Annotated in this window: 22 protein-coding genes; 8 read left to right on the forward strand and 14 right to left on the reverse strand. The window is 62.7% G+C overall.

The annotated features are described in order from the left end of the window. Window positions 1–59: 59 nt before the first annotated feature. A complete protein-coding gene (locus EKH55_RS26000; protein WP_151613714.1) occupies window positions 60–1,208 on the reverse strand; it encodes an AI-2E family transporter in 1,149 nt (382 codons plus the stop codon). Between the two features lie 212 nt (window positions 1,209–1,420). On the opposite strand from EKH55_RS26000, the gene EKH55_RS26005 reads away from it, so the two are divergent. From EKH55_RS26005 to ppk2, 4 genes are all read left to right on the forward strand, one after another. Next, complete coding sequence (locus EKH55_RS26005) at window positions 1,421–1,918, forward strand: hypothetical protein (protein WP_151613715.1); 498 nt, start codon at window positions 1,421–1,423, stop codon at window positions 1,916–1,918. 3 nt (window positions 1,919–1,921) lie between these two features. After that, window positions 1,922–3,151, forward strand: a complete 1,230-nt coding sequence (locus EKH55_RS26010) for an HlyD family secretion protein (protein ID WP_151613716.1) — start codon at window positions 1,922–1,924, stop codon at window positions 3,149–3,151. A 16-nt stretch (window positions 3,152–3,167) separates the two neighbouring features. After that, the gene (locus tag EKH55_RS26015; protein ID WP_151613717.1) at window positions 3,168–4,862 is read left to right on the forward strand and encodes a SulP family inorganic anion transporter; all 1,695 of its coding nucleotides are present in this window, start codon (window positions 3,168–3,170) and stop codon (window positions 4,860–4,862) included. Between the two features lie 67 nt (window positions 4,863–4,929). Beyond that, window positions 4,930–5,778, forward strand: coding sequence for a polyphosphate kinase 2 (gene ppk2 / locus EKH55_RS26020; protein ID WP_151613718.1), 849 nt, complete (start codon window positions 4,930–4,932; stop codon window positions 5,776–5,778). A gap of 106 nt (window positions 5,779–5,884) precedes the next feature. Here the strand turns inward: ppk2 and EKH55_RS26025 are convergent, their stop codons facing one another. From EKH55_RS26025 to EKH55_RS26050, 6 genes are all read right to left on the reverse strand, one after another. Next, complete coding sequence (locus EKH55_RS26025; RefSeq protein WP_151613719.1) at window positions 5,885–6,352, reverse strand: histidine kinase; 468 nt, start codon at window positions 6,350–6,352, stop codon at window positions 5,885–5,887. A 25-nt stretch (window positions 6,353–6,377) separates the two neighbouring features. After that, window positions 6,378–6,902, reverse strand: coding sequence for a CYTH domain-containing protein (locus tag EKH55_RS26030; RefSeq protein ID WP_151613720.1), 525 nt, complete (start codon window positions 6,900–6,902; stop codon window positions 6,378–6,380). Window positions 6,903–7,109: 207 nt separating this feature from the next. Continuing rightward, window positions 7,110–7,892: an enoyl-ACP reductase FabI gene (fabI, locus tag EKH55_RS26035; protein ID WP_151613721.1), complete on the reverse strand. Its 783-nt coding sequence runs from the start codon at window positions 7,890–7,892 to the stop codon at window positions 7,110–7,112. An 83-nt stretch (window positions 7,893–7,975) separates the two neighbouring features. Continuing rightward, a complete protein-coding gene (locus EKH55_RS26040; RefSeq protein ID WP_151613722.1) occupies window positions 7,976–9,163 on the reverse strand; it encodes an acetate/propionate family kinase in 1,188 nt (395 codons plus the stop codon). 5 nt (window positions 9,164–9,168) lie between these two features. After that, the gene (locus tag EKH55_RS26045) at window positions 9,169–10,134 is read right to left on the reverse strand and encodes a phosphate acetyltransferase (RefSeq protein WP_151613723.1); all 966 of its coding nucleotides are present in this window, start codon (window positions 10,132–10,134) and stop codon (window positions 9,169–9,171) included. 48 nt (window positions 10,135–10,182) lie between these two features. Beyond that, window positions 10,183–12,423 (reverse strand): DUF3141 domain-containing protein, encoded by a 2,241-nt coding sequence (locus EKH55_RS26050; RefSeq protein ID WP_151613724.1) that lies wholly within the window; start codon window positions 12,421–12,423, stop codon window positions 10,183–10,185. 516 nt (window positions 12,424–12,939) lie between these two features. Here EKH55_RS26050 and EKH55_RS26055 point away from each other — a divergent pair. The 3 genes from EKH55_RS26055 (at window position 12,940) to EKH55_RS26065 (ending at window position 16,150) form a co-directional block, all read left to right on the forward strand. Beyond that, entirely contained in the window at window positions 12,940–13,674 is a 735-nt protein-coding gene (locus EKH55_RS26055) for a potassium channel family protein (protein WP_192803829.1), read from the forward strand. 129 nt (window positions 13,675–13,803) lie between these two features. Beyond that, window positions 13,804–15,165 carry a DUF3300 domain-containing protein gene (locus EKH55_RS26060; RefSeq protein ID WP_069457714.1) on the forward strand — a complete coding sequence of 454 codons (1,362 nt, stop codon included), beginning with the start codon at window positions 13,804–13,806 and terminating at the stop codon, window positions 15,163–15,165. 16 nt (window positions 15,166–15,181) lie between these two features. Next, entirely contained in the window at window positions 15,182–16,150 is a 969-nt protein-coding gene (locus tag EKH55_RS26065) for a DUF2950 domain-containing protein (protein ID WP_069457715.1), read from the forward strand. On the opposite strand, the gene xdhC is transcribed toward EKH55_RS26065, so the two are convergent. From xdhC to uraH, 4 genes are read right to left on the reverse strand one after another with little or no spacing between them, the layout of a single operon-like run. Then, window positions 16,140–16,994 carry a xanthine dehydrogenase accessory protein XdhC gene (xdhC, locus tag EKH55_RS26070; protein ID WP_151613726.1) on the reverse strand — a complete coding sequence of 285 codons (855 nt, stop codon included), beginning with the start codon at window positions 16,992–16,994 and terminating at the stop codon, window positions 16,140–16,142. The genes EKH55_RS26065 and xdhC overlap by 11 nt on opposite strands. 5 nt (window positions 16,995–16,999) lie before the next feature. Continuing rightward, window positions 17,000–19,336: a xanthine dehydrogenase molybdopterin binding subunit gene (gene xdhB / locus EKH55_RS26075; RefSeq protein ID WP_151613727.1), complete on the reverse strand. Its 2,337-nt coding sequence runs from the start codon at window positions 19,334–19,336 to the stop codon at window positions 17,000–17,002. Between the two features lie 13 nt (window positions 19,337–19,349). Further along, window positions 19,350–20,828: a xanthine dehydrogenase small subunit gene (gene xdhA / locus EKH55_RS26080; protein WP_151613728.1), complete on the reverse strand. Its 1,479-nt coding sequence runs from the start codon at window positions 20,826–20,828 to the stop codon at window positions 19,350–19,352. Between the two features lie 6 nt (window positions 20,829–20,834). Beyond that, window positions 20,835–21,200, reverse strand: a complete 366-nt coding sequence (gene uraH, locus EKH55_RS26085; RefSeq protein ID WP_151613729.1) for a hydroxyisourate hydrolase — start codon at window positions 21,198–21,200, stop codon at window positions 20,835–20,837. A gap of 174 nt (window positions 21,201–21,374) precedes the next feature. On the opposite strand from uraH, the gene puuE reads away from it, so the two are divergent. Continuing rightward, window positions 21,375–22,790 carry an allantoinase PuuE gene (gene puuE, locus EKH55_RS26090; RefSeq protein ID WP_151613730.1) on the forward strand — a complete coding sequence of 472 codons (1,416 nt, stop codon included), beginning with the start codon at window positions 21,375–21,377 and terminating at the stop codon, window positions 22,788–22,790. A 75-nt stretch (window positions 22,791–22,865) separates the two neighbouring features. Here the strand turns inward: puuE and EKH55_RS26095 are convergent, their stop codons facing one another. The 3 genes from EKH55_RS26095 to EKH55_RS26105 all read right to left on the reverse strand — a co-directional run bounded on the left by EKH55_RS26095 (window position 22,866) and on the right by EKH55_RS26105 (window position 25,821). Next, entirely contained in the window at window positions 22,866–24,158 is a 1,293-nt protein-coding gene (locus EKH55_RS26095) for an NCS2 family permease (RefSeq protein WP_069457720.1), read from the reverse strand. Between the two features lie 410 nt (window positions 24,159–24,568). Continuing rightward, window positions 24,569–24,907, reverse strand: a complete 339-nt coding sequence (locus tag EKH55_RS26100) for a chaperone modulator CbpM (RefSeq protein ID WP_151613731.1) — start codon at window positions 24,905–24,907, stop codon at window positions 24,569–24,571. Beyond that, window positions 24,904–25,821, reverse strand: a complete 918-nt coding sequence (locus EKH55_RS26105; RefSeq protein ID WP_151613968.1) for a DnaJ C-terminal domain-containing protein — start codon at window positions 25,819–25,821, stop codon at window positions 24,904–24,906. The genes EKH55_RS26100 and EKH55_RS26105 overlap by 4 nt, the downstream gene beginning before the upstream one ends. Between the last annotated feature and the right edge of the window lie 50 nt (window positions 25,822–25,871).

The raw sequence follows: 25,871 nt of genomic DNA on the forward strand, positions 1-25,871 counted from the left end.
CCGACAAGACAGCCCGGGAAACGCGAGCTTCCGCGTCTGAAACGCACGCAGAAGAGACGTTACATCGGCTCCTGAGTGCCAGCAGGATCGAGCTGAGGACGGGTTTCCGGCACTCTCGCATCGGCTCGCATCCACACCATCAACAACTCATAGAAGACACTAAGAACGATGGGCCCCAGAAACAGGCCGATCAGACCATAGGAAAGCGTGCCACCGAGCACACCGATCAGTATGACGAGCGTCGGCGTCGACAGGCCGCGCGCGACGAGCACAGGCTTCATGACGTTGTCGATTACGACGAGCGGCACCAGGAGAATGGTGAACAGCGTGGCGGCACCGGCTTCCATTTCGGTCCACGCCCAGATCACCACCGGCAACACCACGAGCAGAGGCCCGATCTGGATGATGCACAGGATGAGGACGAGGAAGGCGATGACACCGGGGAAAGGAGCATCGAAGGCGCGGAGAACCAACGCGCATAATAGCGCCTGCAACACAGCAACGCCGATAACACCCCGGGCCACATTGCGGATCGTGGCCGTGGCGAGCCGCACAAATCCGACGCCTCTATCGCTGGCCATCCGGCGGGCGAAGCCTTGCAGGATCTCCGCCAGTCGCGCCCCCGGCCCGAAGAGGAAGCCGGCTACGATCACCGAAACGACGAAGCTCAACAGGTCGACGCCGATGCTGGCGACCTTGGTCAGGGCCCTGCTCGTCACCTGGAGCAGCGATGGCTCCAGCCTTTTCAGCGTGTCCTCGAGGTTACTGGCGGCCAGACTCCAGGCGGCATAGACGCGCTCGCCGACAAACGGCCAGTCCCGAACACTTTCTGCAGGCGCCGGTACCAGCACCGAACCTGCGTTCAGCTTGTTGAAAAGGGCCTGCGCGCCGTCGGCGAAGCTGAAGACGACGGCCGCCAATGGGCCGGCGATGATCGCAAGGCACGCCAGCGTGAGGACTATTGCTGCCAAACGCGGCCGATTGCCGAGTGCCGCGCTCAGCGCCTGATACGCGGGATAGAGGGCGACGGCGAGGATGACGGCCCAAATGACGATGATCGCGAAGGGAGCGACCAGTGTCAGGGACCAGTATGCAAAAAGTGCGACAATCCCCAGGCGTGCCGCATCTGTGATCCTGGCCTCGATGGAGGAACGGTCGATCTTGGCGAGTTCGATGGAGGCATTCTTGAGCAGACTGTCGTCATCCATTCTCGCGAACTCCGCGGCGCCGATCGTTCGCCAGCGCCACTATTCTCGACGATGCCGGTTGAAAGGGACCGATTGCGTTTCAGGCACTGTACGGCCGGCTACCGGCGATCCCCAGTAAAATACCGTAGCATACAACTCCGGGAGATTTCTTCTGATAACCTACGGGGAGCGAGCCGCAGGTATGTCTGGCCGCTCTTTGAAGGTAGGCGGAGATGGCAGAATCCTTGCATCCGGCCGCAATTGCCCACGTGCCGGCGTTCATCACGGCCCCGGGGGAGACGGACGTTCTGATGAACGTCATGATCGTCTTCGTGCTGCTCCTCGTCCTGCTCGTCGGCGTTCTCTATCTGCGCCTGCACGCCCTGCCGGAGCATATGGCGCACGGCGCCAGCAAGGTTCAGCTGCAGCTGGTGGCGGTGCTGTCGCTGATCGCGCTCTTCACCCACAATCATCTCTTCTGGATCGCGGCCCTGCTGCTGGCGCTGATCGAGTTCCCGGACTTTTCCACGCCGGTGAGTTCGATGGCCGACTCGCTGCGCAAGATTGCCGATCGGGAGGAGCGGCCGCTCCCCGAACCGGCGCCGGACGACATTCATGACGATATTCATGTGGTCGCGGCGAAGCCGCAGCCGGTCGAGACCGAGCCGCCATGGGCAGCAGTCGCGCCGGAGGTGCCGGCCGGCGAAACCCGGTCGGAGCGGAGGGGCTGAGCCATGCTCGAATTCATGATCTGCTCGCTGCTGACGATCTTTCCGGACTTCCTCTTCCGCCGCTACGTCCAGGGTAAGCGGATCGGCCGGGAGATCAATCTCTATTCCATGTGGTTCGAGCTCCGCTGGGGCATCACCGCCTGCGTCATCCTCACGCTGTCGCTGATCACCCTGATCTTCTACTTCCACCCCTCGACGAAGACGGTCACGGCCGCCTTCCGCACCGTCACCATCCTGCCCGAGGCAACCGGGCGGGTGGCCGAGGTGTTCGTCGGCATGAACGACAAGGTCGCGGCGGGCGATCCGCTGTTCCGGCTGGACGACACCGAACAGCGGGCCGCGCTCGAGACCGCCCGCCGCCGCGTCGCCGAGATCGACGCCGAAACGGCGGTGGCCGAGACCGAACTGGCGGCCGCCGACGGGCTGATCGCCCAGGCCGAGGGCGCCTATCGGCAGGCGGTGGACGAGCTCGAGACGCAGGTCGAACTCAACCGCCTCAATCCGAACGTGGTGGCCAGGCGCGAGATCGAGCGGCGCCAGGTGGCGGCCGACGGCCGCAAGGGTGCGCGCGACGCCGCCGTCTCCAACAAGCAGACGCTCGAGGCGAAGATCGCCTCGCTGCTGCCGGCGCAGAAGGCGAGCGCCGAAGCGGCGCTCGCCCAGGCCAAGGTCGAGCTCGACAAGACCGTCATCCGCGCCGGCACCGACGGCATGGTCCAGCAGTTTTCGCTCAGGCCCGGCGACATCGTCAACCCGATGATCCGCTCGGCCGGCATCCTCGTGCCGGACGATCGCCGCATCGGGCTGGTCGCCGGCTTCGGCCAGATCGAGGCGCAAGTCATGAAGCCCGGCATGATCGCCGAGGCGACCTGCGTCGGCAAACCCTTCGCCGTCATCCCGATGGTCGTCACCGAGGTCCAGGAGGTGATCGCCACCGGCCAGGTGCGCCCGACGGATCAGCTCGCCGACGCGCAGCAGTTCGCCCGCCCCGGGACCCTGACGACGTTCCTGGAGCCGCTCTACGAGGGGCAATTCACCGGCATTCCGCCCGGCAGCAGCTGCATCGCCAATGCCTATACCAGCAATCATGACGAACTGCATTCGCCCGGCATCAGCACGTCGCGCTGGATGTTCCTGCACATGGTCGATGCCGTGGGCCTGGTGCATGCCATGATCCTCAGGCTGCAGGCGCTGCTCCTGCCGGTGCAGACGCTTGTCCTGACCGGACATTGAACCGGAGGGCCGCCGGATGACTGCGACCATCCCTCGCCTTCCACTTCTCGCCAGTCTCGACGGCTATGATGGGAAGGCTCTGCGCAGCGATGTCTCCGCCGGTCTGGCAATCGCCGCGGTCGGCCTGCCGAGCGCCATCGCCTATCCGGCAATTGCAGGTCTTCCGCCGGAAACCGGAATTTACGCAAGCATCACACCCCTGGTCGCCTATGCGCTTTTTGGTCCCTCGCGGAAACTCATCGTCGGGCCGGATGCGGCAACAATGACCGTGCTTGCCGCTGTTCTGACGACAATTCTCGCCACGCCGGGCGTCACGGCCGACCGGGTCGCGGTGGCAGCACTCCTGGCACTTACAGTGGGGGCGCTGTGTCTTGTCGCACGGCTGGTCCGCCTTGGCGTGCTTGCGACCTTTCTTTCGCGCCCGATCCTGACCGGCTTCTTCGCGGGCATTTCGCTTTCCATCCTGATCGGCCAGATCAAGCGTTTCACCGGAGTCGATATCGACACGGAGGGTCTTGTCGCGCCCGTGCTCGAGCTTGCGCGGGAGGCGGCATCGATCCACTGGCCGTCGCTTGTGCTCGCACTCGGCTGCTTTGTGCTGCTGCAGGTCGCCCGGGCGGTGAACTCCCCTATTCCCGGTCCGGTAATCGTCGTCGTCCTCTCCGTGCTGCTTTCATTCTTGTTCAATTTCGAAGGGCGCGGGATCGCCGTGGTCGGCAACATCCCCGAGGGCCTGCCGTCGATGTCATTGCCACAGATGGGAAGCATGCCCTTGGACACATTGCTCGTCGGCGGTGCCGCGATCTTTCTCGTCAGCTTCGGCGCGGGTATCATAACCACTCGCAGCTTCGGGGCGCTCGGTGGCTATCAGGTCGATCCAAACCGGGAACTCTCCGGCTTCGGTGCCGCGAATATCGCCGCCGGTCTCTTCGGTACATTCCCGGTCACGGCCTCCGATTCGCGCACGGCGGTGAACTTCGCCGTAGGTGGCCGTTCGCAGATCGCCGGTCTGGTCGCGGCGGCGACTCTTATGGCGGTACTCATGTTCCTGGGAGGCGTTCTCCGTATCTTGCCGATCCCGGCGCTTGGCGCGATCCTGGCGGCCACGGCACTCAGCCTGATCGATCTTGGCGCCTTGAAGCAGATCTGGCGCGTCAGCCGTATGGAATTCATCTTTGCATTGATCGCCATGTGGGGACCGATCGGACTTGGCGTCCTCAACGGCGTCGTCATCGCGATCGCCGCGACGCTGATCTACATCCTTCGCAAGAGCATGTACCCGCATGACGCGCTGCTTGGCCGCATTCCCGGCCGCGACGGCTTCTACAAGCTGCATCGCGAACCGCAAGCACGCCCGGTGCCGGGCTTTGGGGCGTGCATGATCCAGGGGAGCCTGCTCTTCTTCAATACCGACTACGTACAGGCGCGCCTGCTCAAGATCGCCGAGGCATTGCCTATGGGAACGCGTTGGCTGGTGATCGATGCAAGCGCGATTCCGCAAATCGACAGCACGGCGACAGCGATGCTCGAAGAGCTTTGCGAGGAGTTGAAAAGGCGCGGCATCGCGCTGGGCCTGGCGGAACTGCACGGTGATGCGCGCGCCATGCTCCATCGAGCAGGCGTCATCGACAGGATCGGTGTCGATATGGTTTTCACGGGCATGGAGGACGCACTCGACGACTTCGAGCAGCGCTCCGTGAACGCGGCTTAGCAAATGTCGACCAAGAGTGCGCGCGGTTTTGGACCTCGAGATCCGGGGCAAGGAGGGAGGAAGAGCCATGGCCAAGAACGGCAAGGACAAGGGTAGAGACAAGGAAAAGAACAAGAATGGCGCCGTTGCGGATTTCGCCGGCGGCGCATCGGGCCGCGACTATGCCAAGGAACTCGCACGATTGCAGGTCGAAATCGCCCACCTGCAGGCGTGGGTGAAGAAGTCGGGAGCGCGCATCGTCGTCATCTTCGAGGGCCGCGATGCGGCGGGAAAAGGTGGCGTGATCAAGCGCATCACCGAGCGGGTCAGCCCGCGCGTTTTCCGCATCGTGGCACTACCGGCGCCAACGGACCGCGAGAAGAGCCAGATCTATATGCAGCGCTACGTCGCACATCTGCCGGCCGGAGGCGAGGTCGTGATATTCGACCGCTCCTGGTACAATCGTCCCGGGGTCGAGCGCGTCATGGGTTACTGCACCGAAGCACAGGCGAAACGGTTCTTGGAGCTCGCACCGCGCTTTGAAGCGGCAATCGTCGAAAGCGGCGTAATTCTGCTCAAATATTTTCTCGATGTCAGCGAGGAGGAACAGGAGCGCCGCTTCCGCCAGCGCATCGGCGACCCGCTGCGGCAGTGGAAGCTCAGCCCGATGGATGTCGAATCCTATCGCCGGTGGTGGGATTACACCCGCGCCTACGACGAAATGATCCGAATGACGGACACCGAATATGCTCCCTGGTGGATCGTCCCATCCGACGACAAGAAGCAAGCGCGCATCAATTGCATTTCGCACCTCTTGAACTCGATTCCGTATGAGCGTGTGAAATTCCAGGAACCCGATCTCGGAAAGCGCCAGAAGCGCCCGGACGACTTCGACGAAGTCAGGCATGTTCGTCGGTTGGTGCCGAATATCTATTGAAAGGATGCAGGCTGCGAGCCGCCTCGCGGGAGGTGCAGCCGATGATCTGGCCGTGAAGCCTTCCGACCGGGCTTTGCGCGTCCAGAAAAGCGCAACGTCGGGGTGATCAGACGTCGTCCGGCGCCCAGTTCAGGAAAAAGCCGACGTCGCCGGGCATGCCGCCAGGGAAATTGATGATCATCGCCTTTAGCTTGTAGCCCTGCGGCTTGCCGAAGGACTGGTAGCGGTCGAAGAACTCCTTCGCCTTTCCCTGGAGGGTATTCGGCCAGTCCCGGTCGCCACTGTTTATTGCCCTGCCGCTATCGGTGCACAGATCGGACGGGAAGCTGTAGACCATCGCCTCGAACTTGCCGTCCTTGACGGCGTTCGTTACGAGACGGCGCACCATGGCTATTTCTTCCTCGGTGACACGTTCCTCGAGGAATTCGGCAGCGAAATCGGCGAGTTTCTGTTGCTGTATCGTCTTGAGCTTTCGCTCTTTCTCCATCTCGTCCATCTCGCGCTGGAGGAGTTGCATGCGAAGCTCTTTTGCACTTGGGGGTGCCTTCGTATTCAGGTCCTTCTGTTCCGCCATCGCTTTGCTCCAGTTCAGATCGGCGTTAGGTTATGGCTCGCTTCTCATCTCGAAAGGCACATAGGGATTCGGACGGGTGACCACGCCCCTCGAGACGGCGCGCACCCATCGCCAGCGCCCGGTTCGAATATGACCGGTTCCCCGTTATCTCCGAACCTAGCCAGACGGGCTTTGGTGGATCGCCGTCTCCCTTTTTCAGTTCAATCTCCGCTATGACGAGGCCGTCGTTTGCGCCGGAGTAGACGTCTATTTCCCAGCGATGGCCCTGATGAATCACCTCGTAACGGGTCTTCTCTACGATCCCCAGAGCGTGCTCGAACATCTCCATCGCGTCCGAGTAAGGGATTTCGTACTCATACTCTTCACGTCGCAGCCGGCCGGTTCGGATCTTTACCGTCAGCGTCGCTTGCGTTGCGTTCGAGATCCTGACGCGAACCATTCGATTCCTGGTACTCACGACGTAGGCTTGCCGCAGCTCAGACGCCTTACATGCGTGACTGCGCCAACGATCGCCCAGAACAAGGAATTTCCGCTCGATCTCAGTGGTCATTTCCACCTCTTGCAGGTCACGATTCGCTCTCGATCCGGCCAAACCCCGATCATCCCGACCCACTTGACGGACAGGATGCGGTCCGACCCAAGTGCGATGCCCCTTGGCGGCAACGGCGCCCCGAAGCCTTTGTGCAATCGCATCCATGTTAGAAATGGCGAGCGGATCTGTCATTGATTTGAGACAAAAGGGGCGGAAGCCCTCCTATCAATCGATGATGTGATAGCCGCCATCGATGTACAGGGTTTCGCCGGTGATCAACTTCGCGGCGTCGGTTGCGAGAAAGGCCACCGCGGCCCCGACGTCGTCGATGGACACCAGGCTGCGCGTCGGCGCCTTGGACTGCGCCTTGTCGAGAAGCTCGTCAAATTCGGCGATACCGGAGGCCGCCCTCGTCTGGAGCGGGCCCGGTGAGATGGCATGGACCCGGATGCCCTGGGGGCCGAGCTCTGCGGCCAGGTAGCGCGTGGCGCTTTCCAGCGCGGCCTTCACCGGGCCCATGAGGTTGTAATGCTCGACCACCATCTGCGAACCGTAATAGGTCATGGTGAACAGCGTTCCGCCGTCACGCATCAGGGGCTCGGCGAGCTTTGCCATGCGGATGAACGACCAGCAGGATATCTCCATGGCCTGCAGGAAGCCGACCTTCGAACAGTCGACCACGCGACCGTGGAGATCCTCCCGCGGGGCGAAGGCGATCGAGTGCAGGACGAAGTCGAGCTGGCCCCATCTGGCGCCGATCTCATCGAAGGCTGCCTCGAGTTGCCCCCCGACGCCAAGGTCCAGAGGCAGCATCATCGTCGCCCCGAGTTCTCGGCCGAGCGGCTCGACATAGGACCGTGTCTTTTCGTTGAGATACGTCACGGCGAGTTCCGCCCCCAGCGAGCGGAAAGCCTTGGCGCAGCCCCAGGCGATCGATTGATCGTTAGCGATGCCGGTCACGAGGCCGCGCCGGCCTTCGAGCGAAACGGAACGTGGATTAAACGACATGGGATTCTCCTCGCAAACGGTCGGACCAGGATCACTTCCACGAAAAGGCCAGCCGACGATCTTGACCCGGGCCGACAACGAATTCAGCGCGTGACTTGGCGGAGGATCGCGAGCGTATGGCCGGCGATCATTCGTTCTTCGTCCGTCGGCACGGTGAGCACCGCAACGCGGCTCCGGGCGCTCGATATGCGCAGCCCTCCCTCCGCGTTCGCCACCGGATCGGCCTCGATGCCCAACCATGCCAGCCGCTCCACGATCGCTTGGCGGATAGCCGGCGCATTCTCGCCGACGCCCGCCGTGAAGACGAGACCGTCAAGTCCGCCCATGGCCGCGGCGAGCGCGCCAGCGGCCATGGCGACGCGATGGACGAAATATTCGAGGGCAAGCCTGGCCCGCTCGTCCGAACTGGCGATCAGCTCGCGCATGTCGCTGCTGATGCCGGAAAGCCCCTTCATACCGCAGTCGTGGTAGAGCAGATGCTCGACGGCCTTGACGTCCATCTGTTTCTCGGCCAGCAGATAAAGGACGACGCCAGCGTCGAGTTGACCCGGACGAGTCCCCATGGGCAAGCCATCGAGGGCGGTAAAGCCCATCGTGCTTTCGACACTGCGGCCGCCGACGAGCGCGCACATCGAGCAGCCGCTGCCGAGATGAGCGACAATGACCCTCCCCTTTGCCAGATCGGGCGCAACTTCCCTCAACCGGCCGGCAATATATTCGTATGACAGGCCGTGGAAACCATAGCGCCGCACGCCTTCCCGATAGAATGCTTCGGGAATCGCAAATCGATCGGCGACTTCCGGGTGGCCGCGGTGGAAGGCGGTATCGAAGCAAGCAACCTGGGTAAGGTCCGGCCGCTGTCGGCGTATCGAACGGATCGGGGCCAGGTTGTTGGGCTGATGGAGTGGCGCCAGGGGTATCAGTTTCTCCAGTGTCACAAGCACTTGGTCGTCGACGACCGTGGGTTCGCTGTACAACGGTCCGCCGTGCACCACTCGGTGGCCGACCGCCGTCGGCGGTGTGCCGATATGGCCGACCAGCCAGGTGCCGACGATATCCTGCGCAGCCGCCAGGTCTTCGACCTCGTCCGCGGAAAATGCCTTCTCGGCAACAACTTGCCCTCTCGCATCACGGACCATCAAACGCGGTCTGGTGCCGATCCCGTCAAGCTGCCCCTTCAACAGACGCTCGATCGTGTCGCGTTCGTCGATCGAGAAAAGCTGGAATTTGAGGCTCGAACTGCCGGCGTTGACCACCAGGATGCTGTCCATGTCCGTCACTCCGCGGGGACGGCCAGGGTCTGGCGTCTGGCAGCAGCATAAAGCACTGCTACCGCACAGGAGGCCATCCGTGCGCGCAGGTTGTCCGCCCGCGACGTGAGAATGACCGGCACTCTGGCACCCAGGACAATGCCGGCGGCATCGGCATTGGCGAGAAAGGTGAGATTCTTGGCGAGCATGTTGCCGGCCTCGAGATCGGGGACGACGAGAATCTGCGCCCGCCCGGCCACCGGGGACCGAATGCCCTTGATCTGGGCAGCCTCCTCGCTGATCGCATTGTCGAGCGCCAGCGGGCCGTCGAGAATGCCCCCGGTGATCTGGCCACGATCGGCCATCTTGCAGAGGCAGGCAGCGTCGGTCGTTCCGGGGATCTTCGTCGTGACGGTCTCCACCGCCGAGAGGATGGCGACGCGAGGTTCGCCGAGACCGAGACCGAGGTGCAGGTCTATCGCGTTTTGCACGATGTCGCGCTTGGCCTCGAGGTCCGGAAAGATGTTGACCGCCGCGTCGGTGATGAACAGCGGCTCGGGATAGGTCGGCACATCCATGATAAAGACGTGGCTGATCCGCCTTTGCGTCCTAAGACCTGTATCCTTGGCGGTGACCGCCCGCAGCAGTTCGTCCGTATGGAGGCTGCCCTTCATGATCAGTTCCGCCTTACCCGCGCGAACAAGCTCGACAGCCCCAGCGGCGGCGGCGTCGCTGTGCGGGGCATCAACGACCTGGTATTCTGCAACATCAACGCCGCAGCCCTCGGCGGCGGCACGGATCTTGGCGGACGGACCCACGAGTATCGGATCGATCATACCTGCATGCGCGGCCTCGACCACGCCCTGCAACGAACTCGTGTCGCAGGGGTGGGCAACCGCCGTCGGGATCGGCCCTACACCATGGGTCCGCTCGATCAGGCGCTCATATTTGACATGCGGACGATCCGCTTCTGCGGGGCTCGTCAAGGGCATCGCCGTTCTCCTTATGCCTTTTCCCGTCGCCTCCTGCTCCGCCTCCGGTCACGAAGTGCGGCGCGCACGTACCGATGCTCTCACCGGAGTTTCCCTCACAATTGCCGGTTTGCCCGTGCCGTCGGAGAAGAGTGCCTCGACGCAGCTCATACGAGCCTGAACGTCCTCGTTCATATCTCCGGTGCTCTCGATGACCTCACGCACCGCCGCCAGCGCCGCCGTCCGCTGCTCATGGCTTGACGGCAGCATGGAGGGGAGCGCGGCGAGAGCCGCCGGCTCGTCGACCAGCAGCATCAGCGACTGTTCCCGGAGAATTCGTTTGAACTCCTGGAGTGAAAGACCCTCCCGGTGCCGTGCCCGGATGCGCCGCAGCACCGCCAACTGGCGCTCGTCGAGGCCATAGCCGCGGCCGACATAGACGAGAGCCCGAATGCTGGCTTCGCGCAGCCCGCCTTCGCCGATGCGCGCCTTGAGTTCGGCGATCCGTGCACGGATGAAGGCCAAGGTCTCCGGCTGTTCACCGGGGTAGTGCCGCGGCAGTTCGTCCGTCGCATGAAGACCCACGGCGGCCTGCAGCATCGGAGAACCGTAAACGGCGAGGAAAACCTGCTCCTGAGCTTGGTCCCGCCAGGCGCCCCAAAGGTCGAGAGTGGTTTCGATCTGCTTGGACATGAAATCCTGCAATGCAGCGAACATGTTGTCCGGACCGACCGGCTGGCGCTCCTCGCGGACCTGGTCCGCCAGAGTCGCGATAGACGCCATGAGGGGATTGCTGTCCGAGAAGAACTCGAAGGGCAGGCGCGCCGGATGCAGACGGGCAAGCCAGGAGGCGGCATGCTCGCTGGCGATGACCTGAACGAACGGTTGCGCGAAGGTGCGGTAGAGGCCGAGATTGATCTCCGAGACGCGCCGCACCGTGGCGAAGCGCCGCTCGTCCTCCGGATCGTTGCCGCCCATCTCCCGCAGATCATCAAACGTGCGCGGCTCGAAACGGGCGATCCACTCGCCGAGCTCCAGGTCCGGTGCAATGTTTTCGATCGTGTGCGGGATCAATACCGCTTCATAGAGCCCCGGCGGCAGGGTGTCGATCAGATCGATGTTGCTGGCGAATTCGGCATGCTCCTTGATCGCCACCTTGCCCGAGACGAAGATGCCGAGGTGACCGATCGTCTCGTGCATCGCGTAGATGATCGTCTGTCCGTGCGCGCGAATATCGTCCACGCTCCGGTAGAGATCCAGGATCCAACCCAGCGCCTGCTGCGGCGGCGTTATGTTGTCGCCCTTGGAGCAGAAGCAGAGGATCGGCGACTTGATGTTGCGTAGATCGATCCGCATGCCATCCGAGGTAACGATCTCCGCCGTTGCCAGTCGGTTGCCGACGAACAGCTTATCGACGATGAACTGCATTTCCTCGGCGTTGAGATTGACGTGTCCGCCCCACCAGCGCTCGAATTCCAGATAGCGCTCAGCCTCGGTATCGACCTTTGACCAGACGTTGTATTGCTTGCCCCAAAGGGTGTTCGCAGGGTTCAGGCCTTCGAAGTTCGTCACCAGCCAGGCCCCGTCGAACTTGCCGCCGCCGATGTCGCCGGTGAGTGCCGTGAGCCAGCTGCCGCCGAGCAACCCGCCGGTGTAACGCATCGGGTTTGTGCCTCTGACACCGGCCCAATAGGAAAGCGGGGATCCGGCTATGATGACCGGTCCGAAGAGTTCGGGCCGCGTTGCCGCGAGCATCATCACCGCCCAGCCGGCCTGACAATTGCCGATCACGCAAGGTTTGCCGTCCGCCTCTGGATGGAGTTCGATCACTTTTTCGAGGAATGCGGCTTGTGCCCGCATGATGTCCTCGATCGTCTGCCCGGGCACCGGGTCCGGGAGAAAACCGATGAAGTAGCAGGGATGTCCCGCTTGCAGCGCGGCGCCGATCTCGCTGTCGGCCTTGAAGCCCCCGATGCCGGGACCGTGGCCGGCGCGCGGATCGACAACGACGAAGGGGCGCTTGCCCGGATCGACAATGACATCCGCCGGCGGCACGATGCGCACCAGGCCATAGTTGACCGGGCGCGGCAACATCCGTCCGCTCAACACAAGCTTTACATCGAAGCGCAAGACATGCGGCACCGGGCTCGAATTGTGCTCGGCATACTGATTGCCCCGGCGGCGCAGAACGTCACAGAAGAGGATCGTGCGCTGCCATGCATCGATGGCGTATTGCCACGATTCCTGCCACGGCGGAGCCTGCCAAAGCCCGGCGTTTGCGCGGTCTCGCCCTTTTGCAGAATCTTCCATAACCGTCCCCTGTGCCAGTGTCATCGCATGTTCGTGTCGCCGCATCTTCGCGGATCTCGATCAGTACCCAACGAATGATCGTCGGATGCCGCAACAAGCACGCATCAACCAAGCAAAATATCTATAGATGATATACTGCAAAATTAAGACAACATTGGCCACATCTTCAATATATTTCGTATTTTAATGAGATATATTGTATTAATATTACGCAAACTTAATGCGCTATCGCAAAATGACGCGATTCAATACTCCATTCCGTTTTGCGCCGCCGAGAGACAATCTCATCGTTCCACGGCCGCATGCTCACACGGGCCGGCCGGTCGACAAAACAGCAAAACCGCCTCGATGAAATTGAGCTGGATCAATGCTTGACCGTAAGATACTCGAACATACGGGACTTGGCCGCCGCTTCGTGCTGCCGCCCTTCACAGTCGGAAGTATGCTGTTCGCCGCGACTTGCAAAGTGGCTTTCTTTCTGCCGCCTCGGGGCTCCTCATGATCGTCAATTCGGCCATGTCGATCATCAATGCCTATCTTCGTCTCGTGGAGCGGTGGCGATGGAGCCTCCTGCTGACCCTGTTGATTGCGACGTTCTTGTTGCAGCCCCTCTGGTCGCACACGAGGCTCGGCGAACTTGCGAATGTTACGCTCTATCTTCTGGTTTTCGGAGGCGCGGTCCATGCCGGCCGGATCGGAGCAACGTCTGCGGTCGGTGTGATTGCGCTGCTGTCGATGGCTCTGGCGCTTCAAGTTCTCAGCACTTTAGGGATTGCCGGTCTGGATGGTCCGCTCTTGGGGCTGATGCTGGTCATCGTTGTCAGTGCACTGATCGCGACGTTTGCAGAGCTCGTGGGAAGCCGCGAGATGACCACCGACAGTCTCGCCGGCGCGATATTCGGCTACTTCATGATCGCCACCGCCTGGGCGCTGCTTTATCTCCGGCTCGAAGCCTGGCAGGCAGGATCATTCAGAATCCCGAATGGCGGCGATCTCGACATGCAACTATTGTATTTCAGCCTCGTGACCATCACGACGGTCGGCTACGGCGATATCACACCGGCCACCCCAACCGCCCAAGTTCTGTCTGTGCTCGAAGCCGCAATCGGGACCCTTTACATTGCGATCCTGATTGGTCGGATCGTCGGGCAATTCAAGTTTGGGGAAAAGCCCGTCGAACCAGAGTCTGAGCGCAGCGCGATGTTCTTCACCGGCCAGCGATCGCCGGAGGAGGACAAAGGCGCGTCCTGACATACCGTTCAGGGGAACTTTTCCTGCCTTTGATTGCAATCAACGACGCGGCCGCGTGAAGCGGGTAACCTTTCCCGAGTGGTTGCCGAGACGTCGTGGAGCTCGGCACAAGCGCCACGGGGGCAATTGATGATCAGAAAAGCTGCAATTGCACTTGGCGGCGCGATGGCGATCATGCTGGCGATGCAGAGTTCCAGCACCTTCGCGCAGGAAAAGACGGCGGCAGCGACCGAAGCGCCGGCCGCCACGCCGGAGCCGCTCACCGACGAGGAACTCGAGGTTCTTGTAGCGCGGATCGCGCTCTATCCGGACGAGTTGATCGCACTCGTTTCGGCGGCCTCGCTATACCCGCTGCAGATCGTCGAGGCAGAGCGCTTTCTCCAGAGACGTGCGAAAAAGGCCGATCTGAAGCCGAAGGAAAGCTGGGACGGCAGCGTGATTTCGCTGCTCAATTATCCCGAGATCGTCAAGATGATGAGCGAGGATCTCGAATGGACGCAGAGCTTTGGCGAGGCGATCGCCAATCAGCAGAAGGACGTGCTGATCGCGATCCAGCAGTTGCGCGACGAGGCGGTCGCCAAGGACATCATTAAGACGGACGACAAGATCAAGGTGGTCGAGGAGGGTGACAACATCATCATCCAGTCGGCGAACCCAGAGACGATCTATGTCCCCCAATACCCGCCGGAAATGCTCTACGAGCCAGGCTATGCGCCGGCGCCGATCGACTATTACGACGAAGCCTACCCCGCCTACTGGTACCCTGGGGCGGCCTTTTTCGCCGGCGCCGTCACCGGCGCGATCTTCGGCGCGATCATCGACTGGGACGACTGGGGTGTCTGGGGCGGCCGCTGGGACGGCGACATCGATGTCGACTGTAACAAATGCTTCAACAACGTGGATTTCGACGGCAAGCTGAAGTTGAATGACATCGACTGGAAGAATGTCGACCGCAGCAAGCTCAAGTTCGACCGCGACCAGCTTCAGAAGTTCGACCGGACGAACATCAAGAACAGCATCAAGGCCAACGGCGACAACAATATCCGCAACCGCGCCGCAGAGGTCAACCGCGACCGGGCGCGCCCTGGGGGCGGCACGAGCAAGATCACGGATGTGCGCAAGAGCACGCTAGAAGGACTGAAGGCTCAGGCGCAGCCGAAGGCGAAGGCCGCAGGCGGGCAGAAGGTGGCGAAGGCGAAATCCGGAGGATCGAAGCAGAGCCTCAACCGCTCCAAGGGCAAGAAGCCCTCGCAGGCGAGCCGGCCGGCGGGCAAGAAGAAGATGGCCTCCAAGGCGCAGAAACGGTCGAAAAAGCCGTCCGGCCTCGGCAATGTCAATTCCGGCCGGCGCGAGGTGGCCTCGTCACGGCGCGGCGGCCACAGCATGGGCGGCGGCCATCGCGGCGGCGGGCGGCAGCATGTAAGCCGCGGCGGCGGCAGGCCGCCAATGGCCCGCGGCGGCGGTGGCCGCGGTGGCGGGCGCAGGCGCTGAGCGGAGAGGAACGGCGATGACCAAGTATTTGCATACTCTCCTTCTCGGATCGGTGGTCACGCTGGCGACCGTGCCTGCGGTCGCCTACGTCGCTATTGCCCAGGCGCAGCAGCCAGCCGATACCCAAGGACCGGTAGGCATCGACGACTATGCCGCAGACGAAGATCCTCCCCTGTTCGACGATCCAGCAATGGCCGTGGAGGCATTCAAAGCCAGCCTCGCCGCCAACGACTTCGATGGTCTTGCCCGGCTCCTGGGGCTTGATGCGGCGAAGCTGAAGGAAGGCGAAGACGCGCTGGAGACCTTCGCCCTCATTCGCGAGGGGGCGGCCCGCAATGTCGTCGTTCGCGATCTCGAGGAGCGCAAGATCCTCCAGATCGGCGACAGGCTCTGGCCCATGCCCTTCCCGATTGCCAAGGGGGAGGACGGCAAGTGGGCCTTCGACACCTATGTCGGGCTCGAGGAGATCGTCAACCGCCGGGTCGGCGAGAACGAGCTTGAGGCGATCGATACCGCGCGCGCCTATATCGAGGCACAGAAGGACTATTCTTTTCAGGACCGTGATGCGGATGGCGTGTTCGAATATGCGCAGAAGCTGATCAGCAGCCCCGGCCAGACCGACGGGCTATACTGGCCCGCCGACCAGGGCGACGGCGAAAGCCCCGTCGGAGATGCCATCAGCGAGGCGGCCTTGGAAAAGGCAAAGGCGGGTGAGGGCTATTTCGGCTACCGCTTCCGAATCCTGACTTCGCAGGGCGACAATGTCGCCGGCGGAAGGTACGATTATGTCATCAACGGCAACATGATCGGCGGCTTTGGACTGATCGCCTGGCCGGTTTCCTATGCCGAGACCGGCGTCAAGACCTTCGTCGTCAACCAGCAAGGCATTGTCTACGAGCGGGATCTCGGACCGAGCACCGAGGCGATCGTGCCGTTCATCGACCGTTTCGATCCGGACGACAAATGGGCTGTGGTCAACGATTGAATTGATTCGCGGGAGCGGCGTGGCGCTGCTTCGGGTGCTCATAAGTGAGCACTGCCGTAAGAACCTCGGCGGCGGTAAGGGCCGCGATCACCGCCGGGCGCTTGTCCTTCAGCGCCGCACCGCCGATCGGGCAGACGAGTTGGTCGAAAAGTCCCGGCCGCACGATTTCGCGGGAGAGCCAGTTCCTGAAGGTGGCGCGTTTCGTCTTCGAGCCGATCATGCCGACATAGGAGGCGTCCCCGCGCGCGAGCGCCTCCGCGGCGATGAGGAAATCCAGTGCATGATCATGGGTGAGGATGACGAAGGCGCTGCCCGGAGGCGCCTTGCGAACGATCGTCTCCGGCATGGCCGTGAGACAGGTTTCCACGCCCTGCACGTCGACCGTTGCGAGTTCAAGCTCCCGCGTATCGACGAGCACGGCCCGGACCGGCGCAAGCGACAAGGCCATGGCGAGCGCATTTCCGACATGGCCAGCGCCGAAAATATAGACGTGAGGGCGGCGCGCCTGCTCACCGTCGCAGCGCTCCACCAGCTTAGAGCGGGTATCACCGTCGACGGCGGCGAAGGAGAGCGCCATTCGACCGCCGCAGCACTGGCCGATTTCCGGGCCGAGCGGTATTTCCAGCCGATGCTCGGCGGTCGCGCCCCGAAGCAGGTCGCGCGCGTGGTCGATCGCCATGAACTCCAATTGCCCGCCGCCGATGGTGGCAAAGATGCGGTCCTTCGAGACGAGCATCCAGGCATCCGTATCGCGCGGGGTCGAGCCTGCCGCGCCCGTCACCTCGATGAGGATACAGGCGGGCTCCCGGGCGAGAAAATCGCGGATGTCCTTTCTTGTCGCCATCTCCATCATCCGTCCGCTTCTGCCGAGCGCAGTCGCTCGATTGCCATCAGCACACGCTCCGGCGTCGCCGGCGCGTCGATGCGCGGCGGAATACGATAGCCCGCCACGCTCGCCGCTGCCATGGATATCGCTTCGAGAACTGAAATGCCCAACATGAAGGGCGGTTCCCCGACTGCCTTCGAGCGACGGATCGTCTCCTCGCGGTTGACCGACCATTCGGCGAGCCGCACATTGAAGACACGCGGCCGGTCCGAGGCGAGCGGGATCTTGTAGGTCGAGGGGGCATGGGTGCGCAGCCGCCCCTTTGCATCCCACCAGAGTTCCTCGGTCGTGAGCCATCCCATGCCCTGGACGAAGGCGCCCTCCACCTGGCCGAGATCAAGCGCCGGATTGAGCGACCGGCCGACGTCATGAAGGATATCGGTGCGCTCGACCTGGTATTCGCCGGTCAGCGTGTCGACGGAGACCTCGGAACAGGAGGCGCCATAGGCAAAGTAGTAGAACGGCCTTCCCTTGCCCTCCGAGCGGTCCCAATGGATCTTCGGCGTCTTGTAGAAGCCGGCCGCCGAGAGCTGCACGCGCGCGGCATAGGCGGACTTGATGAGATCCGCAAAGGCGATGCGCTCTGCGCCTACGCGGACCATATTCGGCTCAAAAGCCACGTCGGCCTCGCTGAGGCCGTAGCGATCCGCCGCGAAGCGCACCAGCCGCGCCTTGATCTGCTGGGCCGCATTGGCGGCGGCCATGCCATTCAGGTCGGACCCGGAGGAGGCCGCGGTCGCGGACGTGTTCGGCACCTTGCCGGTCGAGGTCGCCGTCACCTTGATGCAGTCGAGATCGACCTGGAACTCGTCCGCCACGACCTGGGCAACCTTGGTATGGAGCCCCTGCCCCATCTCCGTGCCGCCATGGTTCAGCTGGATCGACCCGTCCGTATAGACATGGATCAGGGCACCGGCCTGGTTGTATTCCGTCTTGGTGAAGGAGATGCCGAACTTCACCGGCGTCAGAGCGATGCCGCGCCTGACCACGTGGTTCTCGCGGTTAAACGCAAGCACGGCCCGCCGGCGGGCAGCGTAATCGGCTGAGGTTTCCAGTTCCCCGATGATCCGGCCGATGATGTTATCTTCCACCGTCTGGTGGTACGGCGTCAGGTTCCGCCCCTCGCCGCCATAAAAATTGAGCTTGCGGATTTCGAGCGGATCCTTGCCGAGCGTATAGGCAATGTCCTCGATCATCCGCTCGCCGCCGACCATGCCCTGCGGACCGCCGAAGCCGCGAAAGGCGGTGTTCGAGACCGTATTGGTCTTCTGCGGCCGCGAGCGCAGCCTGACATTCGGGTAGAAATAGCAATTGTCGGCATGGAAGAGCGCACGGTCGGTCACGGGCCCGGAAAGATCGGCCGAGAAGCCACAGCGCGCGGCGAACACCGCGTCCACCGCCTCAATGTGGCCTTCGTCGTCGAAACCGATCTTGTAGCCGACATGGAAATCGTGGCGTTTGCCCGTCGCCGTCATGTCGTCGTCGCGGTCCGGGCGCAGCTTGACGGCGCGGCCGAATTTCTTCGCCGCAAGCGCCGCGGCGGCGGCGAACAGGTTCGCCTGCGTCTCCTTGCCGCCGAAGGCGCCGCCCATCCGGCGGATATTGACCGTTACCGCATTGGATGGAACGCCGAGCACCTGGGCGACCATGTGCTGCGTCTCGCTCGGGTGCTGCGTCGAGGCGAAGACCGTGACCTCGTCGTCCTCGCCGGGGATGGCGAGGGAGATGTGACCTTCGAGATAGAAATGATCCTGGCCGCCGATCCGCATCTCGCCTTCGACGACATGCCGCGATTTGGCAAAACCGGCTTCGATATCACCCCGTTCGAGCTTCAGCGGATCGACGACCAGCGGATAATTCGCAGCCGCGGCCTCCACAACGTCGGTGACGTGCGGCAGATCCCGGTATTCGATCCTGACCTTTGCCGCCGCACGCCGGGCTGCGTCGCGCGTGGTGGCGATGACGGCGAAGACCGGCTGTCCATGGAACTCGACCTTGTCGGTTGCGAACACGGGATCGTCGTGCTTGTGCGCCGGACTGATGTCGTTCTCGCCGGGAATATCTCTGGACGTCACGATGCCGATAACGCCGGGGCTGCTCGTCACCGCGCCGAAATCGATGGAGAGGATTTCGGCGTGGGCGCGCTCAGACAGGCCGAGATAGCCGTGCAGCGTCCCGGCCGGCTCGGAAATATCGTCGATATATTCGGCCGTTCCGGTGACATGCTTATGGCCGGATTCGTGCCGCTCCTGCTCATGGACGCCACCGCGGATGCGATCGACGGGCTGCATCACATTCATGTGCTCAAGCCTCCTAAACGGCGACCGCGAGACCGCGGTCGATGCGGAAATTGCTCGTCCCCTGGGTTTCCAGATAAAAGCGACGCAACAGGTTCTCGGCGACGAGCATCCGGTAGTCGGCCGAGGCCCGCCAATCGCTGAGAGGCGTGAAATCTCGCTCGAAGGCCGAGGCGGCCGCCTCGACTACGGCTTCGCTCCAGATGCCCCCCTTCAGCGCCGCCTCCACGCTCCTGGCGCGCTTCGGCGTGCCCGCCATGCCGCCGAAGGCAATGACCGCATCGGCAACCCTACCTTCCTCGAACTTCACGCGGAAAGCGCCGCAAACAGCCGAGATATCCTCGTCGAACCGTTTGGAAACCTTGTAGACCGCAAGACGCTCCTCCCTGCCGATGAACGGGACCCGGATGCTCTCGACGAATTCGCCGGGCTCGCGATCCTGTCTGCCGTACTCGATGAAGAATCCTTCGAGCGGCAGCGTCCGCCGCCTCTCTCCCTTGCGCAAAGTCACCGATGCGCCGAGCGCGATCAGTGCCGGCGGCGTGTCGCCGATCGGAGAGCCGTTGGCGATATTGCCGCCGATGGTGCCCATGTTGCGCACCTGCTCGCCGCCGATCCGGTCCCAGAGCTCGCTGAGTTGCGGCAGATGACGGACGATTACCGGATAGGCCTCCGAATAGCTGGCACCTGCGCCAAGCGTGATGCCGCTCTCGTCTACGGAAATCCGTCGCAACTCGTCGAGAGGGGAGAGGTGAACGACCGGCGCGATCTCGCGCATGAACTTCGTCACCCACAGGCCGACATCGGTCGAGCCGGCAACGATCGTCGCGTTCGGATTGGCTTCGAGCACCGCAGCGAGATCGTCGACCGAGCCCGGCAGCACGATGCTTTCGTCCTCGCCGCCGATCTCGACGCGACGGCCATCCTTGAGCGAGACGAGCTGTCGGGTGATCTTGTCGCGTTCGGCAACCAGCGGATCCTTTCCGAGCTCACCGATCGACGAAATCGCTTCCGCCGCGCGGATTATGGCGGCATAGCCGGTGCAACGACAGAGATTGCCCTGCAGCGCCTTCTCGATCTCCCGGATGCTCGGTTGCGCGTTCCCCATCCAGAGCCCGTAAAGCGACATCACAAAACCGGGCGTGCAGAAGCCGCACTGGGAGGCATGGGTCTCAACCATCGCCTGCTGCACCGGATGCAGCGGACCACTCGGCTGCGAAAGCGCCTCGACGGTCACGACATGACAGCCGTCGAGCGAAGCAACGAAGCGAATGCAGGCATTGACGGATTCGTATTTCAACCGGCCCTCGAACAATCGACCGACGAGCACCGTGCAGGCGCCGCAGTCGCCCTCGGCGCAGCCTTCCTTGGTGCCGCGCAAGTTGCGATCGATACGCAGGAAGTCGAGCAGAGTCTGGACCGGCGAGACTTCGGCAAGCTCGACCAGCCGATCGTTCAGGATGAAGCGGATCGTGTTGCGGATCTCGATTATCATTGCTTGTCAGCTCCCGCGATAGGTGGAATAAGCGAAGGGCGAGAGCAGGAGCGGCACGTGGTAGTGCGCGCCTGGATCGGCAATTCCGAAGCGGATCGGGATGAGGTCGAGGAATGGAGCGGCAGCGCCTTCGGCGCCCATATATTCGCCCGCGTGAAACCGCAATTCATAGATCCCGCATTCCATCGCCTCTCCGCTGATGAGCGGGTCATCGCATCGGCCGTCGCCATTCGTACGGACCGACACAATATGCTCGCGCCATTCGCCGTCGAGACGGTAAAGGTCGATCCTCAGGTTCGCCGCCGGCTTGCCGCTTGCCGTGTCCAGCACGTGGGTGGTCAGCCGCCCGGCGCCGCCGCTCTCAGTTTGCATGCCTTTCCTCCTCCCAACTCGCTCCTGGCAGTCGATGGCCGAGTATCCGGAGGACTGCCCGCCTTGTGTAGCGCGCATAGGCTTCGAGACTTTCAAATTTTTCGAGGGGAATTGGACCCGATATTCCTCGCTACGAATCCTTCCTCGAAAAAACAACAGGAGGATTTGCTTCACATGAGATATCCGCGCGATCTCCACGGCTACGGCCCCGATCCGAATGTGGCCTGGCCGGACCAAGCCTGCATCGCCGTGCAATTCGTCGTCAATTACGAGGAGGGCGGCGAAAATTGCGTGCTGCACGGCGATGCGGCTTCCGAGGCATTTCTCTCGGAAATCGTCGGCGCCGAGCCCTGGCCCGGCAAGCGCCATTGGAACATGGAGACGATCTATGAATACGGCGCACGCGCCGGCTTCTGGCGCTTGCACCGGATTCTTACCGACCGGCGCGTACCGGTTACGGTCTATGGCGTCGCAACCGCCTTGCAGCGATCACCCGCACAGGTGGCCGCCATGCAAAGTGCAGGCTGGGAAATCGCTTCGCATGGGCTGAAATGGATAGAGCACAGGGATTTCACTGCCGAGGAAGAGCGCGCGATAATTGCCGAAGCGGTCCGGCTGCACACCATCGTCACCGGCGAGCCGCCGCGGGGCTGGTATACGGGCCGCTGCTCGGAGAACACGCTCGATCTCGTCACCGCGACCGGCGGCTTCGATTATATTTCCGACAGCTATGCGGACGACCTGCCCTACTGGCACGAGCATGCCGACCGGCACCAACTCGTCATCCCCTACACGCTCGACGCCAACGACATGCGCTTCGCAACGGCGCAGGGCTTCAACAGCGGCGATCAGTTCTTCAGTTACCTCAAGGACAGTTTCGACATGCTCTATGCCGAAGGGCTGGCCGGCTCTCCGAAGATGATGAGTATCGGCCTTCACTGCCGTCTCGCCGGGCGGCCCGGGCGGGCAGCTGCCCTCGCCCGCTTCATCGATTACGTCAAGAGCCATGAAAAAGTCTGGCTCGCCCGCCGTATCGACATCGCCCGCTACTGGGCCGACGCCTACCCGTTCCGCCCGGCGGACGATCGCCCCTCGCGGCTTTCCGAGGCGGACTTCGTCGCCCGTTTTGGCGGCGTATTCGAGCATTCGGACTGGATCGCCCGGCGCGCCTTTGCCCGCGAGCTCTCGCCTGCCCACGACACGGCCACCGGTCTCTCCGCGGCACTGACGGCGGTCTTTCGCGGGTCGAGCGAAGCGGAACGCCTTGGGGTGCTCAATGCCCACCCGGATCTGGCGGGCAAGCTCGCCCAGGCGAAGCGCCTGACCGAGAGCTCGACCAACGAACAGGCTTCGGCCGGTCTCGGCGCGTTGACGGATCGTGAGCGGGAACGCTTCGCGACGCTCAACGCCGCCTATGTCGAGACCTTCGGCTTCCCCTTCATCATGGCGGTCAAAGGGCGCAGCAAGGACGAAATCCTCGCCTCCTTCGAAGAGCGGATCGGCAACGACCGCGATACCGAATTCGAGACGGCATGCCGCCAGGTGGAGCGGATCGCGGTGCTGCGCCTCGAGCAGATGCTACCGGACTGAAGACAGCAAAAGCAGAACGAAACAGCCGGACCCGCATCGCTGCGGGTCCGGCTGTTTCGTCTGAAACGTAGATCGTCACTCGGCAAAGAAGGCGAAGCGCACGATGAACAGCGCTGCAACGATCTGCGTCGCCGGGTGGATGACGGTCCAGCGGCCCGTGCACAGCTTCAGGATCACATAGCTCACGAAGCCGAAGGCAAGACCGTTGGCAATCGAGTAGGTGAAGGGCATGGCGAGCGCCGTCAGCGCAGCCGGCGCCGCCTCGGTCAGGTCGTCCCAATCGATTTCCGTCAGTTCGCGCATCATCAGCCCCGCAACGTAAAGCAGCGCCGGCGCGGTCGCGTAGGACGGGACGGCGGCGGCGAGCGGTGAGACGAAAAGGGCCGCGAGGAACAATACCGAAATGGTGAGCGCGGTCAGGCCGGTGCGGCCGCCCGCCTGCACGCCTGAGGCGCTTTCGACATAGGCGGTGGTGCTGCTGGTGCCGATCATCGATCCGGCGATAATGGCCGAACTGTCGGCAAGCAGCGCACGTCCGAGGCGGTTGGGCTTGGCTTCTTCCACCAGCTTCGCCCGCTTGGCAACACCGATCAGCGTACCGGTGGCATCGAAGACTTCCACGAGCACGAAGACGAGGATCACATGGACGAGACCGCCATGCAGGGCGCCCATGATGTCGAGTTGGAAGAACGTCGGTGCGATGCTCGGCGGTGCGGAGACGACGCCCTTGAATTCGGAAACGCCGAGAACCATCGACAGGACCGTCACGACGAGAATGCCGATCAGGATCGAACCGCGGACTCGTAGCGAGTCGAGCACAGCAATGACGAAGAAGCCAAGGATTGCCAGCAGCGGCCCGGTCTGCTTCAGGTCGCCGAGGCCGACCAGCGTCGCCGGATTGTCGACGACGATGCCGGCATTCTTGAGCGCGATGATGCCGAGAAACAGGCCGATACCGGCCGCAATGGCGCTGCGCAGCGAATGCGGAATACCGGCGATCAGCCAGCTGCGGACGCCCGTCACGGTCAAAAACAGGAAGATGATGCCCGAGATGAACACGGCGCCAAGCGCCTGCTGCCAAGTGAAGCCGAGTGCTGCCACCACGGTGAAGGCGAAGAAGGCGTTGAGCCCCATGCCCGGCGCCATGCCGATCGGCCAATTGGCGACGAGCGCCATTACGGCGGAACCAAGGGCCGCCGCAAGACAGGTCGCGACGAAGACCGCGTCGCGGTCCATGCCGGTGGTCGAAAGGATATCCGGGTTGACGAAGATGATGTACGACATCGTCAGGAATGTCGTGAGACCCGCCACCAGCTCGGTGCGGATTGTGGTGTCATGCTCTTTCAGTTTGAATAGTCGCTCGAACATTGTTCCTCCCTTGGATCACGGCTCATGGACGTGATCGATCCTCATGGCAGGACGCGGACTCGTGGAATCCGGCCGCCTCTCCTCGACCCGCTCCGGCAGGCGCACCGCCGCGAGACAGGGGCCGGCAACCGCTCCTCCGGCTCCGACCATTGCTGTTTCTGACCGGTCGTTGGACGATCCAGGTTCACGGCGGCCCTTTGGCCGCGGCGCACGAGCGCTCTCGCCTCTCATTCGCAGCCTGCTGATTGTGCTTCGTCGCGCGAGCGACCGCTAGCCGCCTATTTCCCAAAGGAAAACGAAACACTTTCAAGAATCTCCAGGGCAGTCGGCATGCTGCACCCGATCCCCGTAGCAAACGTCCGAGGCTCCGAATGCCTTACTTTGCAACTATTGCGTTGCTTCGAAGCCGGCTATAGCCGCCGGCCGCTTCGCGCCGAGAGGGCCTGCCTCAATTGCTGGAGAACGTCATCGCGCTGATCCACCAATGCCGTCGCGATCGTCCTGAGCTCGCACCTCAGCCCATAGAGCTGATCCAGCAGCGTCAGAATGATCGGCACGGCGTCATCATTGACGTTCATGTCGCTGCGCAGTTCACAGACCAGGCGAATTCGAGCGATATCGACCTCGTCGAAGACGGGCCCTGCTTCGCCTTGCGATGGCATGATCCAGCCGCGCTGCACCCATTGACGCAACTGCCTGAGGGTGATTGTACCGAAGACTTCGAGGACTTCCCTTTCACGCAGCTTCATTGGGCCCTCCGTAGTGCTCCGCGCGGATCATAGGCATGCGCCCCGCGCCAGCCTTCCATGAACTTCTCCAGCTCAGGATCGACCTTCTCCGGCAGAACAACATTCAGGACGACGCGCTGATCCCCCGAGGAGCCCTGTTGAGGCTTCACGCCCTTGCCCCTGAGACGAAGGACATTGCCGGTGTTCGACCCCTTGGGAACGGTCATCGATACCCGGCCGGAAATCGTCGGCACCTCGATCTTGGCGCCGAGCACCGCCTCGTACAGCGTGATCGGCAGGTCGATTTCGATGTCGTTGCCGTCGCGACGGAAAACCGGATGAGAACGGACGCTCACCTGGATCAGGGCGTCCCCGTTCTCGCCGCCGCCGATCCCGGCCGTGCCCTTCCCCTTGAGCCGCAGAGTACTGCCGTCGCGCGTGCCGGCGGGAATCGTGAGATCGAGCGTGTTTCCGTCGGGAAAGGTGATGCGGCGGCGGGCACCGTTGACGGCCTCGAGGAACTCGATCTCAAGCTGGTAGTAGAGGTCCTGACCGCGCGCCTTGAACCGTCCCCCGCCCCGTCCCCGACCGAAAAGATCGGAAAAAATGTCCGACATATCCTCGAATTCGCCCGCTCCGGCCGAGGAAGTGTAGCGGCGTGCCTGGTCTGCGTCGGCGTAGTGCCGATAGTAATGTTGCTGCGGTCGCTCCGCCCCCGAGGCATCGATCTCGCCGCGATCGAAGCGGGCGCGCTGTTCGGGGTTGTTCAGCAGCTGGTAGGCCGCCGAAAGCGTCTTGAATTGCGTTTCCACCTCCTTGTCGCCCGGGTGCAAATCGGGGTGCAACTGCTTCGCACGCTGGCGATATGCTTTGCGGATCTCATCCTGCGTGGCGGTGCGCGAAACACCAAGAACCTGATACGGATCGTCACTCACCAATTGCCCTCCATCGACTTCATCCACGGATCCCGCAACCATCCGGCAGC

It is taken from the genome of Sinorhizobium alkalisoli (assembly GCF_008932245.1).
Lineage (GTDB): Bacteria > Pseudomonadota > Alphaproteobacteria > Rhizobiales > Rhizobiaceae > Sinorhizobium > Sinorhizobium alkalisoli.

Excerpts from the sequence above, each read along its gene's own strand:
- EKH55_RS26000 (WP_151613714.1), bottom strand. The coding sequence starts at position 1,208 with ATGGATGACGACAGTCTGCTCAAGAATGCCTCCATCGAACTCGCCAAG.
- EKH55_RS26005 (WP_151613715.1), top strand. The coding sequence starts at position 1,421 with ATGGCAGAATCCTTGCATCCGGCCGCAATTGCCCACGTGCCGGCGTTC.
- EKH55_RS26010 (WP_151613716.1), top strand. The coding sequence starts at position 1,922 with ATGCTCGAATTCATGATCTGCTCGCTGCTGACGATCTTTCCGGACTTC.
- EKH55_RS26015 (WP_151613717.1), top strand. The coding sequence starts at position 3,168 with ATGACTGCGACCATCCCTCGCCTTCCACTTCTCGCCAGTCTCGACGGC.
- ppk2 (WP_151613718.1), top strand. The coding sequence starts at position 4,930 with ATGGCCAAGAACGGCAAGGACAAGGGTAGAGACAAGGAAAAGAACAAG.
- EKH55_RS26025 (WP_151613719.1), bottom strand. The coding sequence starts at position 6,352 with ATGGCGGAACAGAAGGACCTGAATACGAAGGCACCCCCAAGTGCAAAA.
- EKH55_RS26030 (WP_151613720.1), bottom strand. The coding sequence starts at position 6,902 with ATGACCACTGAGATCGAGCGGAAATTCCTTGTTCTGGGCGATCGTTGG.
- fabI (WP_151613721.1), bottom strand. The coding sequence starts at position 7,892 with ATGTCGTTTAATCCACGTTCCGTTTCGCTCGAAGGCCGGCGCGGCCTC.
- EKH55_RS26040 (WP_151613722.1), bottom strand. The coding sequence starts at position 9,163 with ATGGACAGCATCCTGGTGGTCAACGCCGGCAGTTCGAGCCTCAAATTC.
- EKH55_RS26045 (WP_151613723.1), bottom strand. The coding sequence starts at position 10,134 with ATGCCCTTGACGAGCCCCGCAGAAGCGGATCGTCCGCATGTCAAATAT.
- EKH55_RS26050 (WP_151613724.1), bottom strand. The coding sequence starts at position 12,423 with ATGGAAGATTCTGCAAAAGGGCGAGACCGCGCAAACGCCGGGCTTTGG.
- EKH55_RS26055 (WP_192803829.1), top strand. The coding sequence starts at position 12,940 with ATGTCGATCATCAATGCCTATCTTCGTCTCGTGGAGCGGTGGCGATGG.
- EKH55_RS26060 (WP_069457714.1), top strand. The coding sequence starts at position 13,804 with ATGATCAGAAAAGCTGCAATTGCACTTGGCGGCGCGATGGCGATCATG.
- EKH55_RS26065 (WP_069457715.1), top strand. The coding sequence starts at position 15,182 with ATGACCAAGTATTTGCATACTCTCCTTCTCGGATCGGTGGTCACGCTG.
- xdhC (WP_151613726.1), bottom strand. The coding sequence starts at position 16,994 with ATGGCGACAAGAAAGGACATCCGCGATTTTCTCGCCCGGGAGCCCGCC.
- xdhB (WP_151613727.1), bottom strand. The coding sequence starts at position 19,336 with ATGAATGTGATGCAGCCCGTCGATCGCATCCGCGGTGGCGTCCATGAG.
- xdhA (WP_151613728.1), bottom strand. The coding sequence starts at position 20,828 with ATGATAATCGAGATCCGCAACACGATCCGCTTCATCCTGAACGATCGG.
- uraH (WP_151613729.1), bottom strand. The coding sequence starts at position 21,200 with ATGCAAACTGAGAGCGGCGGCGCCGGGCGGCTGACCACCCACGTGCTG.
- puuE (WP_151613730.1), top strand. The coding sequence starts at position 21,375 with ATGAGATATCCGCGCGATCTCCACGGCTACGGCCCCGATCCGAATGTG.
- EKH55_RS26095 (WP_069457720.1), bottom strand. The coding sequence starts at position 24,158 with ATGTTCGAGCGACTATTCAAACTGAAAGAGCATGACACCACAATCCGC.
- EKH55_RS26100 (WP_151613731.1), bottom strand. The coding sequence starts at position 24,907 with ATGAAGCTGCGTGAAAGGGAAGTCCTCGAAGTCTTCGGTACAATCACC.